At 68.7% G+C, this 15,326-nt stretch carries 12 protein-coding genes; 10 read left to right on the top strand and 2 right to left on the bottom strand.

What is annotated here, in order from left to right:
* Positions 1-22: 22 nt before the first annotated feature.
* The 8 genes from gcvP (at position 23) to AB0B82_RS04675 (ending at position 11,548) form a co-directional block, all read left to right on the top strand.
* Positions 23-2,857, top strand: coding sequence for an aminomethyl-transferring glycine dehydrogenase (gene gcvP, locus AB0B82_RS04710; protein ID WP_360162491.1), 2,835 nt, complete (start codon positions 23-25; stop codon positions 2,855-2,857).
* Positions 2,854-4,155: a serine hydrolase domain-containing protein gene (locus AB0B82_RS04705; RefSeq protein ID WP_360162489.1), complete on the top strand. Its 1,302-nt coding sequence runs from the start codon at positions 2,854-2,856 to the stop codon at positions 4,153-4,155. Before gcvP ends, AB0B82_RS04705 begins: the two co-directional genes overlap by 4 nt.
* Positions 4,156-4,336: 181 nt before the next feature.
* Positions 4,337-5,815 carry a pyridoxal-dependent decarboxylase gene (locus tag AB0B82_RS04700; RefSeq protein ID WP_360162487.1) on the top strand — a complete coding sequence of 493 codons (1,479 nt, stop codon included), beginning with the start codon at positions 4,337-4,339 and terminating at the stop codon, positions 5,813-5,815.
* Complete coding sequence (locus AB0B82_RS04695) at positions 5,812-7,431, top strand: IucA/IucC family protein (protein ID WP_360162485.1); 1,620 nt, start codon at positions 5,812-5,814, stop codon at positions 7,429-7,431. The genes AB0B82_RS04700 and AB0B82_RS04695 overlap by 4 nt, the downstream gene beginning before the upstream one ends.
* Entirely contained in the window at positions 7,428-7,958 is a 531-nt protein-coding gene (locus tag AB0B82_RS04690) for a GNAT family N-acetyltransferase (RefSeq protein ID WP_360162483.1), read from the top strand. Before AB0B82_RS04695 ends, AB0B82_RS04690 begins: the two co-directional genes overlap by 4 nt.
* Positions 7,946-9,199, top strand: a complete 1,254-nt coding sequence (locus AB0B82_RS04685; RefSeq protein WP_360162481.1) for a SidA/IucD/PvdA family monooxygenase — start codon at positions 7,946-7,948, stop codon at positions 9,197-9,199. The genes AB0B82_RS04690 and AB0B82_RS04685 overlap by 13 nt, the downstream gene beginning before the upstream one ends.
* The gene (locus tag AB0B82_RS04680) at positions 9,196-10,893 is read left to right on the top strand and encodes an IucA/IucC family protein (protein WP_360162479.1); all 1,698 of its coding nucleotides are present in this window, start codon (positions 9,196-9,198) and stop codon (positions 10,891-10,893) included. Before AB0B82_RS04685 ends, AB0B82_RS04680 begins: the two co-directional genes overlap by 4 nt.
* A 115-nt stretch (positions 10,894-11,008) precedes the next feature.
* Entirely contained in the window at positions 11,009-11,548 is a 540-nt protein-coding gene (locus AB0B82_RS04675) for a hypothetical protein (protein ID WP_360162477.1), read from the top strand.
* 8 nt (positions 11,549-11,556) lie between these two features.
* On the opposite strand, the gene AB0B82_RS04670 is transcribed toward AB0B82_RS04675, so the two are convergent.
* The gene (locus AB0B82_RS04670; RefSeq protein ID WP_360162475.1) at positions 11,557-11,703 is read right to left on the bottom strand and encodes a hypothetical protein; all 147 of its coding nucleotides are present in this window, start codon (positions 11,701-11,703) and stop codon (positions 11,557-11,559) included.
* 522 nt (positions 11,704-12,225) lie between these two features.
* Here AB0B82_RS04670 and AB0B82_RS04665 point away from each other — a divergent pair.
* A complete protein-coding gene (locus AB0B82_RS04665; protein WP_360162473.1) occupies positions 12,226-12,870 on the top strand; it encodes a hypothetical protein in 645 nt (214 codons plus the stop codon).
* 2 nt (positions 12,871-12,872) lie between these two features.
* On the opposite strand, the gene AB0B82_RS04660 is transcribed toward AB0B82_RS04665, so the two are convergent.
* A complete protein-coding gene (locus AB0B82_RS04660) occupies positions 12,873-14,387 on the bottom strand; it encodes a PfkB family carbohydrate kinase (RefSeq protein WP_360162642.1) in 1,515 nt (504 codons plus the stop codon).
* A 208-nt stretch (positions 14,388-14,595) separates the two neighbouring features.
* On the opposite strand from AB0B82_RS04660, the gene AB0B82_RS04655 reads away from it, so the two are divergent.
* The gene (locus AB0B82_RS04655; RefSeq protein ID WP_360162471.1) at positions 14,596-15,282 is read left to right on the top strand and encodes a class I SAM-dependent methyltransferase; all 687 of its coding nucleotides are present in this window, start codon (positions 14,596-14,598) and stop codon (positions 15,280-15,282) included.
* Positions 15,283-15,326 lie beyond the last annotated feature (44 nt).

Below are 15,326 nucleotides of genomic sequence, written 5' to 3'. Positions count from 1 at the left end.
CAGCCAGCAACGGAGCCTCTTGATGACAACCGAACTCTCTGCGATCTTTGCGGACCGCCACATCGGACCGCGACCCGACGAGGTCGCCCGGATGGTGCAAGTCCTCGGGTACGACGACGTCGACGCGCTCGTGGATGCCGCGGTCCCCGCGTCCATCCGCTCCGCCGAGGCGCTGCGGCTGCCCGAGCCGGCGTCCGAGGTGGACGCGCTCACCGAGCTGCGTCAGCTCGCGGCGCGCAACACCGTCGCTACGTCGATGATCGGCCAGGGGTACTACGGCACGTTCACGCCGTCGGTGATCGTCCGCCGCCTGGTCGAGAACCCGGCGTGGTACACCGCGTACACGCCGTACCAGCCGGAGATCTCCCAGGGCCGGCTCGAGGCGCTGCTGAACTTCCAGACCGTGGTGTCCGACCTGACCGGGTTGCCGACCGCGAACGCGTCGCTGCTGGACGAGGGGACCGCAGCGGCCGAGGCGATGACGCTGGCACACCGCTCGAACAAGAAGAGCAAGTCCGACCGCTTCCTCGTCGACGCCGACTGCTTCGCGCAGACCATCGCCGTGGTGCGCACCCGCGCGGAGGCACTCGGGATCGAGGTTGTCGTCGCCGACACGACCGGCGGTCTGCCCGAGGGCGATTTCTTCGGGTTCCTGGTGCAGTACCCGGGCTCGAGCGGTGTCGTTCGCGACCTGAAGCCGCTGATCGCGGCGGCGCACGACCGCGACACCCTGGTCGCGGTGGCCTCCGACCTGCTCGCGCTGACCGTGCTCGAGGCTCCGGGCGAGGCCGGCGCCGACATTGTGATCGGCTCGTCGCAGCGCTTCGGCGTACCGCTGTTCTACGGCGGTCCGCACGCCGGGTTCATGTCCGTACGCTCCGGTCTCGAGCGGTCGTTGCCCGGTCGCCTTGTCGGCGTCTCGGTCGACGCCGACGGCGCCCCGGCGTACCGGCTGGCGCTGCAGACGCGGGAGCAGCACATCCGGCGCGAGAAGGCGACGTCGAACATCTGTACGGCGCAGGTCCTGCTCGCGGTCGTCGCGTCGATGTACGCCGTCTACCACGGGCCCGACGGACTGCGCGCGATCGCGGAGCGGGTGCACGCGTATGCCGGCAAGCTCGCCGCGTCGCTGCGTGCGGGCGGGGTCGAGGTCGTGCACGACGAGTTCTTCGACACCGTGCTCGCCCGGGTTCCGGGCCGGGCCGCGGACGTGGTCGACGCCGCCCGGCAGAACGGGATCTGGCTGCGGCTCGTCGACGCTGACCAGGTCGGCATCTCCTGCGACGAGAAGACCGACGTCGCCACGTTGACCCGGGTCTGCCAGTCCTTCGGCGTGCAGTACGACGACACGCTCGAGGCCGCGGCGATCGCGGTTCCGCGCATGACGGAGTACCTGACGCACCCGGTCTTCAACACGCACCGGTCCGAGACCAAGATGCTGCGGTACCTGCGCAAGCTGTCCGACAAGGACTACGCGCTGGACCGCGGGATGATCCCGCTCGGCTCGTGCACGATGAAGCTGAACGCGACCACCGAGATGGAGCCGGTCACCTGGCCGGAGTTCGCCGACCTGCACCCGTTCGCGCCGGTCGAGGACGCGGCCGGGTACGTGAAGCTGATCGGTCAGCTGGAGCGCTGGCTGGCCGAGGTGACCGGGTACGCGAAGGTCTCGATCCAGCCGAACGCGGGCTCGCAGGGTGAGCTGGCCGGTCTGCTCGCGATCCGCGGCTACCACCACGCGCGGGGCGACGAGGGCCGCAACGTCTGCCTGATCCCGGCCAGCGCGCACGGCACCAACGCCGCGTCCGCGGTGATGGCCGGCATGAAGGTTGTCGTTGTCAAGGGCAACGACGACGGCACGATCGACCTGGCGGACCTGCGCGCGAAGGCGGCCGAGCACGCCGAGCGGCTGGCCGCGATCATGATCACGTACCCGTCGACGCACGGCGTGTACGAGGAGAGCGTCCGCGAGGTCTGCCAGATCGTCCACGACCACGGCGGTCAGGTGTACGTCGACGGCGCCAACCTGAACGCGCTGCTCGGGCTGGCGAAGCCGGGCGAGTTCGGCGGCGACGTCAGCCACCTGAACCTGCACAAGACGTTCTGCATCCCGCACGGCGGTGGCGGCCCGGGGGTCGGTCCGGTCGCGGTCGCCGCGCACCTGGCGCCGTACCTGCCGAACCACCCGCTGCTCGACCAGGCCGGGCCGGAGTCGGGCGTCGGACCGATCAGCGCGGCGCCGTTCGGATCCGCCGGTGTGCTGGCGATCTCGTGGGCGTACATCCGGATGATGGGCGCGGAGGGCCTGACCGCGGCGACCAAGGCCGCCGTGCTGACCGCGAACTACGTGGCGAAGCGGCTCGAGGGCGCGTTCCCGGTGCTGTACACCGGTGAGAACGGCCTGGTCGCGCACGAGTGCATCCTGGACCTGCGGCCGATGACCAAGGAGACCGGCATCAGCGTCGACGACGTCGCCAAGCGGCTGATCGACTACGGGTTCCACGCCCCGACGATGTCGTTCCCGGTGGCCGGCACGCTGATGGTCGAGCCGACCGAGTCCGAGGACCTCGGCGAGCTGGACCGCTTCTGCGACGCGATGATCGCGATCCGGCACGAGATCGACCGGGTCGCGGCCGGGGAGTGGCCGGCGAACGACAACCCGCTGGTGAACGCGCCGCACACCGCCGAGTCGGTCGTCAACGACAAGTGGGAGCACCCGTACACCCGCGAGGAGGCCGCGTTCCCGCGCTCGGTCGACCGCACCTCGAAGTACTGGCCGCCGGTCCGCCGCATCGACGGCGCGTACGGCGACCGCAACCTGGTCTGCTCCTGCCCGTCCCCGGAGGCCTTTGAGTGACATCCGTACGTCCTGACACCGCCGCAGCGCTCTTCGCCGAGGTTGCGGCGGCGCAGGGGGAGACGAAGGTGCCGTCGCTGGCTGCCGGGGTGGTGCGGGACGGTTCGCTGGTGTGGACCGGGACGCGCGGGCGGTTCGCGACGGCGGACGGGGCGCTACCGGGGACCGACGTGCAGTACCGGATCGGGTCGATCACGAAGACGCTGACCGCGATCCTGGTGCTGCAGTGCCGCGACGAGGGGCTGCTGTCGCTGAACGATGCTGTGGGCAAGCATCTGCCCGGGATCGCCTTCGGGGACAGGACGATCCGGCAGCTGCTCGCGCACAGCGGCGGGATGAACGCCGAACCCGACGGGCCGTGGTGGGAACGCAATCCGGGGGTCTCGTTCGACGAGCTGACCGCGGCGATGAGTGACGCGCACGCGGTCGGCCCGGCGGATCGGCGGCACCACTACTCGAACCTCGGGTATGGCCTGCTCGGCGAGATCGTCGCGCGGCTGCGCGGGCAGTCGTGGAGCGACCTGGTCCAGTCGCGGATCCTGGATCCGTTGCAGATGACGCGGACGACGTACTTCCCGTCGGCTCCCGCGGCCGAGGGGTTCTCGGTGCATCCGTTCAGCGGGCAGCTCGAGCCGGAACCGTCGTACGACTCCCGTGCGATGGCGCCGGCGGGCCAGTTGTGGAGCACGATCGAGGACCTGGCGCGGTACGCCGCGTTCTGGATCGACCCGGTGCACGAGGTGCTGAGCCGCGAGTCGGTCGAGGAGATGGCCACGCCGGTGGCGTCGGATCCGCGCGAGGGGCTGAACGCGTCGTACGGGCTCGGGCTGCGGCTGATCGCGGACGATCCGCATCTGCTCGTCGGGCACACCGGGTCGATGCCTGGTTTCCTGGCCGGTCTGTTCGTGGATCGTGTCCGGCGGGTCGGGGCGGTGACGCTCGGGAACGGTACGTACGGGCGGGTGTCGTCGCTGGCTCCTGAGTTGGTGCGGGTGCTGATGAAGCACGAGCCGCCGGTCACCCAGGAATGGGTCCCTGAGCCGCCGCTGTCGCAGGGCGCCGAACTCCTCGGTCACTGGTACTGGGGCAACACCCCGCTGACCATCACAGCCACCGCCGGCATTCTCCAACTCACCGGCGGCCTCACCACCCGCCTCACCCCGCTCGCGCCCGACCTCTACCAAGGCCGCGACGGCTACCTGGCCGGCGAAAAACTCCACGTGGTCCGCCAAGGCACCACGATCACCCACCTGAACGTCGCCACCTTCGTCCTCACCAGAACCCCCTACGGCCGCTGACCGGCGTGGGGGGGCGTTTTCCCGCAGTCCGCCGTACAGGTGCGCGCGACCGTGACGCGTCCGCGATCGTGAGGATGTTCACGGACTGGGTGGTGGAGTTGACACGGTGAGTGAGGCGGATGGAAAGTTAGGGCTGCCTTAGTAAGGCTTGCCTTACTCGACAACTTTCCGGGAGATCTGGATGTCGCAGCCCGCGCGTCTGACCGCGCTGCCCGCACCCGTTCGTGATCCGTTCGCCGCTCGGTGGCAGCTGGCCTCGACGGTGTCGGACACCGAGCGTGGACCGTTACCGCACGGTTCGCCGGGGGCGGTGCTGCGGCGTACGGCGGAGGTGCTGGGGGAGCCGCGGGTGCCGTCGACCGGGATGGGGGAGTCCGCGGCGCTCGACCTGATCGCGGGGCTGCTGGACGAGTGGGGGATCGACCTCAGCCACCCGCACGCCGCGGCGCACCTGCAGCCGCCGGTGTTGCAGGTCGCGGTGGACGCGGACGCGCTGGCCTCGGCGTCGAACGCGTCGATGGACACCTACGACTCGGGTCCGGCGACGCTGGCGATCGAGCAGTGGGTGGTGAAGGCGCTGGCCGGTCTGGCCGGGTTCGGCCCGCAGGCGGACGGCGTACTGACACCGGGCGGTTCGATCTCGAACCTGCTCGCGGTCCTGATCGCGCGTGACAGTGTGGCCGCGGCCGCCGGGATCGACGTCCGGCGCAACGGCCTGCAGGGCCTCGAGCAGCCGGTCGTGTTCTGCTCCGAGCTCGCGCACTTCTCGGTACAGCGGGCCTGCGCGGCGCTCGGGCTGGGGGAGCAGGCCGCGATCACGATCGGCTCCGACGACAACTTCCGGATGCGGCCCGACCTGCTCGCGGACGAGCTCGCGAAGCCCGGGCGTACACCGGTCGCGGTGATCGCGACGGCCGGTACGACGGACTTCGGATCGGTGGACCCGATCGCGCCGATCGCCGAGCTGGCCCGGCAGTACGGCGCTTGGCTGCACGTCGACGCGGCGTACGGGTTCGGCGCGCTGTTCTCCGATCGGTTGGCGCCGCTGCTGGCGGATGTCGCGCTCGCGGATTCGGTCACGCTGGATCTGCACAAGATTGGCTGGCAGCCGGCCGCGACGAGCGTGCTGCTGGTGGCCGACCGGACGCGGTTCGCGGCGTTCGACCGCTCGGTCGACTACCTGAACCCGTCCGACGACATCGACTCCGGCTTGGACGGGCTGCTCGGGCGCAGCCTGCAGACGACCCGCCGTCCGGATGCGGTGAAGGTCGCGACCACGCTGGCGGCGTACGGGCGGGCCGGACTCGGCGCGATGCTCGACACCTGTCACGAACTCGCGCACGCCGCCGCGGCTCGGGTTGTTGCCGACAGCAACCTCGAACTGCTGGCGCCGGTGACCCTGACGACCGTGCTGTTCCGAGTCGCTGGGCAAGGCCCTGTCGATGCACTCCAAGGTGAGGTACGGCGGCGCCTGCTGGCCTCGGGCCGGGTCCTGATCGGCCGGACGAAGGTCCCGGCACGCAACGGCCGCCCGGCAGCTGTCGCGCTGAAACTCACGCTGCTGAACCCGAACGCGACCGTGGCCGACATCGAGAACCTGCTCGACCAGGTCGTCGAGGTCGGACGGGCAGTCGCCGCCGAAGGAGTCGACGCGCAATGACCGCCCCAGCCGTCGACGCACATCTCAACGCGATCCTGCGCTGCTTCACGCGCGAAACCGCCCTACCGGTCGAGGTCGGCCCGCTGAGCTTCTCCGTCGGCGACTCGACCGTGACCGCACGCGTCGAGCATGCCGCACGCACCGGGCTGCACCGGTTCACCGAGGTCCAGGTGGACGGCGTACCGCCGGCCCCGGAAGACCTCGTGCGGCTGCTGTCCAAAGACGCCGACCCGGCGGAGATCGACGACCTGGCGCAGCGTACGGCGGAGTCGGTGCGGAACGTCGCGCTGTTCGTGGACGAGGCCGGCGGTCCGCGCGGTCCGGGGCGTTTTCTCGAGTTCGAGCAGGCGTTGCTGTTCGGGCATCTGAACCACCCGGCGCCGAAGAGCCGGGACGGGCTGAGCGGTGCCGAGCTGGAGGCGTACTCGCCGGAGCTCGGCGGCAGCTTCGCTGTGCACTGGTTCGAAGCCGACGCCGAGCTGGTGTCGTCGGACCAGGTGGCCGGCGCGCCCTCGCTGCAGGGACTGGACGCTGTGCAGCTGATGGGCGCGCTGGCCGGTATCACTCCATCGGCGGGCCGGGTGCTGATCCCCGCCCACCCGTGGCAGGCAGCGTCGGTCGCGGAGCGGCCGCGGGTCGCGAAGCTGATCCGAGCGGGCCAGGTGAAGGACCTGGGACCGTCCGGTGCGCAGTGGTACCCGACGTCGAGCCTGCGGACGGTCTTTCATCCGGACCTGCCGGTGATGCTGAAGCTGTCGCTCGGCCTGCGGATCACGAACTCGCGGCGCGAGTCGACGCCGACCGAGCTGCGGCGTGGTCTGGAGATCAACCGGCTGCTCGACGCGGCGTACAACGCGGGTACGGCGACGGCGCACCCGCGCTTCACGATCGTCCGCGACCCTGCCTGGGTTGCGCTCGACGAAGGCGGTCCGACGCTGACAGGTCTCGACGTCGCCGTCCGTGAAGTGCCGCCGGACGTCAACAGCTACGCCTGCCTCGCCGGTCTCGTCGCGCCGCGTCCAGGCGGCGTGAGTCGGCTGAGCGAGTTCGCCGCGGACGATCCGGCCGAGTGGGTCGCGGACTACATCGACAACGTCCTGATCCCGATGTTGCACCTGTACGCCGAAACGGGCATCGGACTGGAGGCGCATCAGCAGAACACGCTGGTGCGGCTCGACGGCGCCGGCCGGATCAGGGGTGGTGCGTACCGCGACAACCAGGGTTACTACCTCGCGTCGTCGTACCTGCGTGGTCTGCTCGCCGTCACCGGGCTGCGTGACTCGACCCTGGCGGTCGTGGACGACCCGATCGTCGACGACCGGCTGACCTACTACCTGCTGCACAACCAGGCGCTGGCTGTTGTCGCCTGCCTGGCGTACGACGGCATCGCGGACGAAGGGGATCTGCTCGGAGTGGTCCGCGAACGGCTGACACTCGCGCTGCCGCTGCTGAAGTCCGCCGGCCCGGACGGGGACCGGCTGGCGCGCCGCTGGCTCGAGGCCAAGACGTTGCCGTGCAAGGCGAACATGATGACCCGGTTGCGTGGCATCGACGAGGTGGTTGCGCCGCTGGACGCGCAGTCGGTCTACCTCGACATCCCCAATCCGCTGCGGTGACCTCGTTCGAACTGCGCGTCGCGGACCCGGCCGACGCTCCGCGGATCGCGCTGTGGATGCAGCGGCCGCACATCGTCCGGTGGTGGCAGCAGGACTGGTGCGTCGAGCGCTGGGCGCAGGAGATCGAGCGGCAGGTAGCGGGGGAGCATTCCACGCCGTACGTGGTCGCCGTGGACGGCGAGGAGTTCGCGTACGTCGAGGTGTACCGGGTGCGGCACGACCGGCTCGCGAAGTACTACGTGTACGGCGAGGACGACCGGGGCGTCCACGTGGCGATCGGTGACGTCTCACGGGTTGGCCGGGGTCTCGGCAAACAGCTGCTGCGGTCACTCGCCGAGCAGGTGTTCCTGGCCGAGCCTGCGTGCGCGCAGGTCGTTGCTGAACCGGATATCGACAACGTCCCGTCCGTCCGCGCGTTCACCGCGGCGGGATTCGTCCAGCACGGGGAGCTCCGGCTGCCCGAGAAGACAGCACTACTGATGGTCCGGACCCGGGCCGCGCAGGGAGGCATGACGTGTACGACGTGATCGCGATCGGCTGCGGGCCGTTCAACCTCGGACTGGCCGCATTGGCCGACGGAGTGGACGACGTACAGCTCGCTGTGCTCGACAGCCGGCCCGAGTTCACCTGGCATCGCGGGCTGATGTTCGAGGACGCGATGCTGCAGGTGTCGTTCCTGGCCGACCTGGTCAGTCTGGTCGAGCCGGCGCACCACCTGTCGTTTCTGTCGTACCTGAAGGAGCAGGACCGCCTGTACCAGTTCTACGTCCGCGAGAAGTTCCACCCGACGCGGCGGGAGTACGAGACATACCTGCGGTGGTGTGCCGCGCAGTTGGACTCCCTACATTTCGGGCACCACGTGCGGGAGGCGGCCTGGAACGGGTCGTCGTTCGAGCTCACCGTGGAGCGCGGTGACGGCGTGGAGCACTTCGAGGCTCGTCATCTGGTGGTTGGCGTCGGCACTGAGCCTTTCGTACCTGCTGCGCTGGCCGGTCTACCTGCGGAGCGCTTCACCCACTCTGCGGACTACCTGTTCCGGCGGGACGAATTGCTGCAGGCCGGGCGGGTGACAGTCGTCGGCTCGGGGCAGTCCGGTGCTGAATGCGCGCTGGACCTGCTGCGCGCCAACGGACCCGCTGTGTCCTGGCTGACGCGTACGCCGTCGTTCGCGCCGCTGGACTACTCCAAGTTGGTGCTGGAGATGACGACGCCGTCGTACGTCGACTACTTCCACAGCCTGGACGAGGAGACCCGGGACCGGCTGGTGAAGGAGCAGTGGCGGCACTACAAGGGCATCTCCTCCGAGACGCTGGACGACATCCACGACGTCCTGTACTCGCGGGAGCTCCCGGCGGAGCTGCAGTGCGGTGTGGCCGTCGTGTCCGCCGTCGCGCGCGCAGACGGGGTCGAGCTGACCATGCTGCACGCCGACAGCGGCAAGACGTTTCAGCACACTACTGACGTCGTCGTGGCGGCCACCGGGTACCGGAACCGTCCGCTGCCGTTTCTGACCTCGCTGGAGGACCGGATCCGGCACGACGCGTCGGGCCGCTGGGTCATCAACCGCGACCACAGCGTGCAGACCGACGACGCGCTGGCCGGGCGCATCTTCGTCGCCAACGCGGATCTGCACAGTCATGGCGTTGCTGCGCCGGACCTCGGGATCGGGGCGATCCGCAACGCGACGATCCTGAACAGCGTGGCCGGCCGCGAGGTCTACCGGCTGCCCAAGAACACCGCTTTCACGACGTTTGCGATCCCCGGATGAACGTGTGGACACAGTGCTCGTCCGAGCTGCTGGCCAAGCTGATCTCACAGTTCTGCACCGAGGGGCTGCTGGAGCCTGTCGACGACCGGCTCGATTTCGGTGCGGTCTCCTACACCTTCTCGGCGACGCGAGGGGGATTCGGGAGTTGGCGGGTCGATCCGGCGTCGATCCGGCGTACCACGGCCGGCATCCTCGGCAACGACGAGAGCGAGGTCGCCACCGACCCGATACGGTTCTTCGTCGACGCCGCCTCCGTGCTCGGCGTGGACGGGTCGACAGTGGCCGGCTATGTCGCCGAGTTGACGAGCACGCTCGCGGCCGACGTACGGGTGGCGTCGACTGCCGTGCCTGCTCAACAGTTGCTCGAGTTGCATCACAGTCGGCTGGAAGGGTATCTGACCGGGCATCCGCTGCTGGTCGCGAACAAGGGTCGGCTCGGCTTCTCGGCATCCGACAGCGAGCGGTACGCCCCCGAGGCGCGTACGCCGCTGCACCTGGTGTGGCTCGCCGTACGTCGGGGGCTCGCCGAGTTCCGTGGTACACCGGACCTCTCGGAGCACGCCGTCATCGCCCGTGAACTCGATCCGTCAACGGTGGCCGAGTTCCGCGCGCGGCTGGACGATCCGGACGCGTATGTCTGGTTGCCGTGTCATCCGTGGCAGTTGGACCACGTGATCCGCACACAGTGGGCCCGTGAGCTCGCGTCCGGGGAAATCGTGGTGCTGGGGGACAGCCCCGACGAGTACCTGCCGACGCAGTCGATCCGGACCATGGTCAACATCACCCGGCCGGACCGCTACCAGGTCAAGCTGCCGCTGAAGATCCTCAACACGTCCGTCTACCGCGGCATCCCCGAACACTGCACGTTGGCCGCACCAATGATCACCCAGTGGCTGCGAGGCCTGTGGTCCCGCGACGAGGTGTTCGCCTCGCTGGGCACGGAACTGCTGGGCGAGGTCGCGTCGGTCACCGTGCCGCACCCCGAACTGTCGACGCACGCGGGCATCCCGTACCAGTGGACCGAGACCCTCGGCTGCATCTGGCGCGACCCGATCGATCCTCGGCTGCGAGACGGTGAGACGGTGTGGCCGCTGGCCGCCGTACTGCATCCGGGATTCGCCGAGGCCGCGATCGCGCGCTCCGGCGCCGACGCCTGCACCTGGCTCACCCACCTCAGCGCGGCCCTGCTCCGCCCGCTGCTCCATCTGCTCCACCACTACGGCGTCACCGTCAACCCGCACGGCGAGAACCTCGCGATCATTTGCTCATCTGTCGGCCTGCCCAGTCGCCTGGTCGTCAAGGACCTCGTCGACGACATCAATATCTCCACCGACCCCATCCCCGCCCGCGGGCCCGAACCCGACTCCCACACCCGCGTCCTGCCCCGCAAACCCTGGCCGGTCCTCCGCCAGTACCTCGTCGACGCCCTCCTGCTCGGCGTCCTCAACCCTCTGTCCGCCCGATCCCTCATCCCCGAAAAGACCTTCTGGGCAGTCGTCCGCGCGGAGGTACACCGCTACACCGAAGAACACCCCGAATACACCGACCGGCTGAAAGCGACGGCCCTCACCGGTGAATCCTTCCTGCGTTATCCCTTGAACGGATACCGCCTGACACTCGGCTACACCGACTTGTCCACCCGTCCACCGATACCGGTGACCGGCACCATTCCAAATCCATTGCACACTACCTGAGCGGTGTATTAGGAAATCATCTTGCCAAGGGATTCCAGCAACGCACACAATGCCCAATAATCTTCTGGCGCGTGCCTCGGCTCGCGGTGCGGACCAGTTATCGGGGAGGGCAGTCGTGTCACAGTGTGCGTTGGCAGTCTCGGGTCCACAGACCGGACCGTGGTTTTCCGCCCGCTTCCGCCGGCAGTTGCACGCCTACCGGGCCGCGCTGTCGCTCGAATGGTCCGACTCGACCGTCCATCCGGACTTCATGTCCGATGCCGACCGGCCGGCCTCGGCGGGGCAGTGCGGCGCGACCTCCGCGTGGCTGCTGCACGAGCTGCCCTGGATCCTGCGGGTCCGGGCGCGCTACTGCGTCGGCGACATCGTCGTCGGAGAAAAGACGCTGCCGTTCCACTGCTGGATCGAGATCGGGTCGAGTGCCGAGCGCTGGGTCGTCGACGTGACCTGTGATCAGTTCGAGTCGTTGGCCGATCGCGAGTTCGTCTGCGAGCGGCATTGCCGCCTCAGCAGCCTTGGGATCGAGTATCAGGCCGTGCTGCGGCTCTCCGCGCGCCAACTCCGGTCGGACCCGGTCTGGGAGCGTGCGCAGCTGCTGGCGGCGCGGATGACCAGGTGGTTCGGGCGCGGCCACTGGATCCGCCGCCTGCGCTGACCCGGCCGTTACCGGGTCAGCACCTGGGCGATGTTGTAGAGGCCGAAGCAGAAGACGGCCACCGCGGCGGCCAGCAGGAGCTTCAGCACCTGCTTCCAGAGCGAGGTCAGCAGCACCGCACCGGCGAGCGTCATCAAAGCGGCAAGGATTTGCATGGCGAGTCTCCTTCCCATGATTTCTTTCTGCTTCTATTTCAGTGCACGACAATCGGGTGGCAATACGTAAATTGGCGGCCGTAGCAATGCCAACCGGCGCATTCGGTCTTTTCGTGAAGCCCTATTGGTGGTCGATGCTTGCGGCAACGTGCCAGTTGGCGACGGCCGGCTGCCAAATGGCACGACACGCCGGGGACGCGGCAGCCAAAACACGCGCGGTTCCAGACTTGCCGCATTACCGCGGCAATCCGCTAGCATCCAGCCGTGCAGACGATCGCTGCGGAGCCCCCACGCCGAGTATTGGCAACAGCTTTTCGAATTGAGCACGCGGAACCGACGCCGCGGCTGCTCGGTCTGGCCCGATTGCTGGGGGTCGACCGGCGCGCGCTGGCAGTGCGAACCCGTTTGCATCTACCGCGGCGCGCGAACGAACAAGGGCGCGTCAGCTATCCCGCGGCGGCGGCCACCGTCATCCGTCACGCCGCCCGGCTCCGCAGAGATCAGCGCGCCGTCCGGGATCTCATGCCACGGCGTCCGTACACGCTCCCGGAACTCGAGTTCCGGCAGGTCGGCGCGGACGCCGATCGTGTGTTCGACAGCCTGCACTACCTTCGCAACGCCCGGCGCGGATCGCTCAACTTCGCACTGGTGGACAAGCAGACCGGCACGCCCGTGACCCTGTGCAGCGCTTCACCGCTCGAGTGGCGGCGGGTGGCCGAGCAGGTGACCTTCCTGACCGGAATCCCGCAGGAAGCTGTCTGGGATCTCTCGCGGGTCTACTCCTTCACCGGTGCTCCGGCGAATGCGGTGTCGTACCTCCTCGCGCAAGTGCGCAGGTACTTCCAGCGACGGGACGACGTCCAACTGCTGACGACAGCCGTCGACCCCAACCTGGGCTTCACCGGGTCGAGCTACCTGGCGTCGAACTGGCAGCAATGGATGACTGTCCAGGCGCGCCCCTACCTGTACTACAAGGGCTGCTACATGAGCCTGCGCGAAATGCGGGCCAGCTTTCCGGCGATCCGGAGTATCGATGAGCTCTGCGCGGCGGACCCGCGCGCCGAACGGAGCCGCGTTCCGTTGAAGGACTCACTGATCTTCTGCTGCCGGGTCCGCGGTGCGACCGAGGCGCTGTCGCCCGAGGACCTGGTCCGCATCCTGCGCTGAACCTACAGTTGGCTGGCGTCGAGGAGATCGTCGATACGACGTCGGGTCGGGAGCGAGTTCCGGCGCGGGAAGTCGGACGCTGCGCACGACATCGCCGCGGTCGCCCAGCGGGCCACGTCCTCGGAGAAGGTGTTCTCGTTGTCGATCAGCTGCGCCGCGAGGGCCGCGCAGAAGGCGTCGCGGGCGACCGAGGATTCCTTGTAGATCGCGGGCGGCGCAGCAACCCGGAGGACGTCGCGCATCGGCCGCGAGTACGCCGTACAGCCGCCGGTGACGAGCAAGCACAACGTTTTGACGCCGAAGGCAAGCAGCGTGCGGGCCACGGAGTCAGGGTCGAAGGCCGCGTCGTGACGTGCAAACGGCTCGAGCTCCCACGCGTGCGCGACGAGGTAGTCGATCTGGGCCAGCGTCTCGGCGGACACCTCGTCGTCGCTGTACGGCTGCCCCGGGGTCACGATCACGGTCGGCCGGCTGCCTGACGCATTGTGCGCCATGGCAACGACGTCCTCCAACGTGTCCCGAGGAACCTCGAAGGTGGTCAGTAGCGCGTCGCAGTCGCCGAGCTCCGCGCGATGCTGCACCACGTCGCCCGGGTCCAGGCGAAGCTGCTTCTCGTTTCGCCAGTTGACGGCGATGCTGTCACCGAGCTGCTGCTGGAAGACGCCGGTGAACGGTGTATCCGCGTTCGGCACCCGCTTGATGAGCGAGGTGTCGACGTGCTCCTGCTCGAGGAACTCGACGATCGCGTCCCCGAACCGATCGGTGGCCACCGCCGCGATCAGTGAGGTGTGCAGGCCCAGGCGGGCGCAGGCGACAGCTTGCATCAGGCCTTTGCCGCCTGGAGAAAGGCTGAACGCGAGCGCCTCGGTCGATGTCTCCGGGGCCGGCAGTTGCTTGGTCCTGAACGTTGCGTCCATCACCGCGCCGCCGACCACCACAACCCGGCCCGGGGTCGGTTGTTGCGGAACTACACCGGTCTCCGCGCGGGCGGCGTTCTTCGCGCCGACCGAGTAGATGTCCCGCCGGGTCAGTTGGTAGGCAAGTTCACCGAGAACGGCCAGCTCCGTCGTACCGCGGAGATAGCGGTCGCTGGGAGCCGCGTTCGGTGTGACCGCCAGAGCTCGGTGGAGTGCGTGCCAGGAGCTGAGCAACGTCTCGCGCCGGCGGCCGAGTGCCAGATCGTAGAGCGCGCGGATCACCTGCGTGTCGATGCCGGAGTCCAGGAACGATTGCCGGAAGACGCCGAGCCCGAGCACGGCATCGGCCACGAGCTGCTGGGAGTCGTTGAGATCCTCGCGGACGCAGTCGCAGGTCAGCGCGACGGCGGCGTCGGCCGGATCGAGCTCGTGGACGCTGGCGTAGCGACGGGTGGCGGCCAGGCTCAGTAGTGGTGTCGCAACACCGGATCGGTCCGCGCGCAGCCGTTCGGCGGTGAGACCGCCGTGGGTCCTCAACTTTTCCAGCGAGTTGATGAGGACCCGTACCTTTTCCGATTGGCTGTCGACGCCCTCCAGCATGCGGTTCACCCCGGCCTTCCTCCGCGAACCTCCATTATGCGGGAACAGTCACGGTCGGTCATCGCCTGCGCGTGCCAGCGTCAGCGCAACGGCCGGCCGCCGGAGTACGACTACTCAAGAATCTGACGTAGGCTGCTGCGGTCTGCCGATCGTCCAGAGCGGCGTGACGACCACGGGGAGCACTATGAATACAGGGAAAACTGGACACGTGGAGCTCGCCAGAGCTCAGCAGGAACAGTGGGACTCGGCGTATGCGCGCCGTCCCTGCTTGCACGGGGCGGAGCCCTCGGCCGCGGCGCACCGCGCCGTGCAGCGATTCGGTGCCGCGGGCATCGACGACGTCCTCGAGCTCGGCGCCGGCCACGGCCGCGACGCACTCTTCCTGGCCCGGCAGGGATTCAGTGTGCACGCCACCGATTTCAGCGAGACCGCACTCGACCAACTGCGGCACCAAGCGCAGCGCGAGGGCCTCGACGACCGGGTGACCGCGGCGCTGCACGACGTCCGCGACCCGCTGCCGCCGGCCGACGCGACGGTGAACGCGGTGTTCGCGAACCTGCTGCTGAACATGGCGTTCACCGAGTCCGAGCTGCGCTCACTCGTTGCCGAGGTCCACCGAGTGCTCTGCCCGGGCGGCGTGTTCGTGTACGCCGTGTGGTCGACGGCGGACGACTGCTCGCGGCACTGGCAGCAGCTCGACGACGGATTGTGCATGCACGACGGTTTCGTCGGCCGCTTCTTCGACCAGGACCTGGTCCGTACGCTCGCCGAGCCGTGGCAGCTCGACGAACTCACGCCGTACGACGAAGGACAACGGCGAATGTTGCTGGTGGCGATGACCAAGTTGCCGGCGGCGCAGGTTGCGGTGTGGTCACCAACCGAAATGTCGCATTGACGATCCCGACCTGTTCCGACAGGCTCTCCGCGACTCACCTTCGA

The organism is Kribbella sp. NPDC048915 (assembly GCF_040649595.1).
GTDB lineage: Bacteria > Actinomycetota > Actinomycetes > Propionibacteriales > Kribbellaceae > Kribbella.
This window is presented reverse-complemented; position numbering and strand designations above follow the sequence as displayed.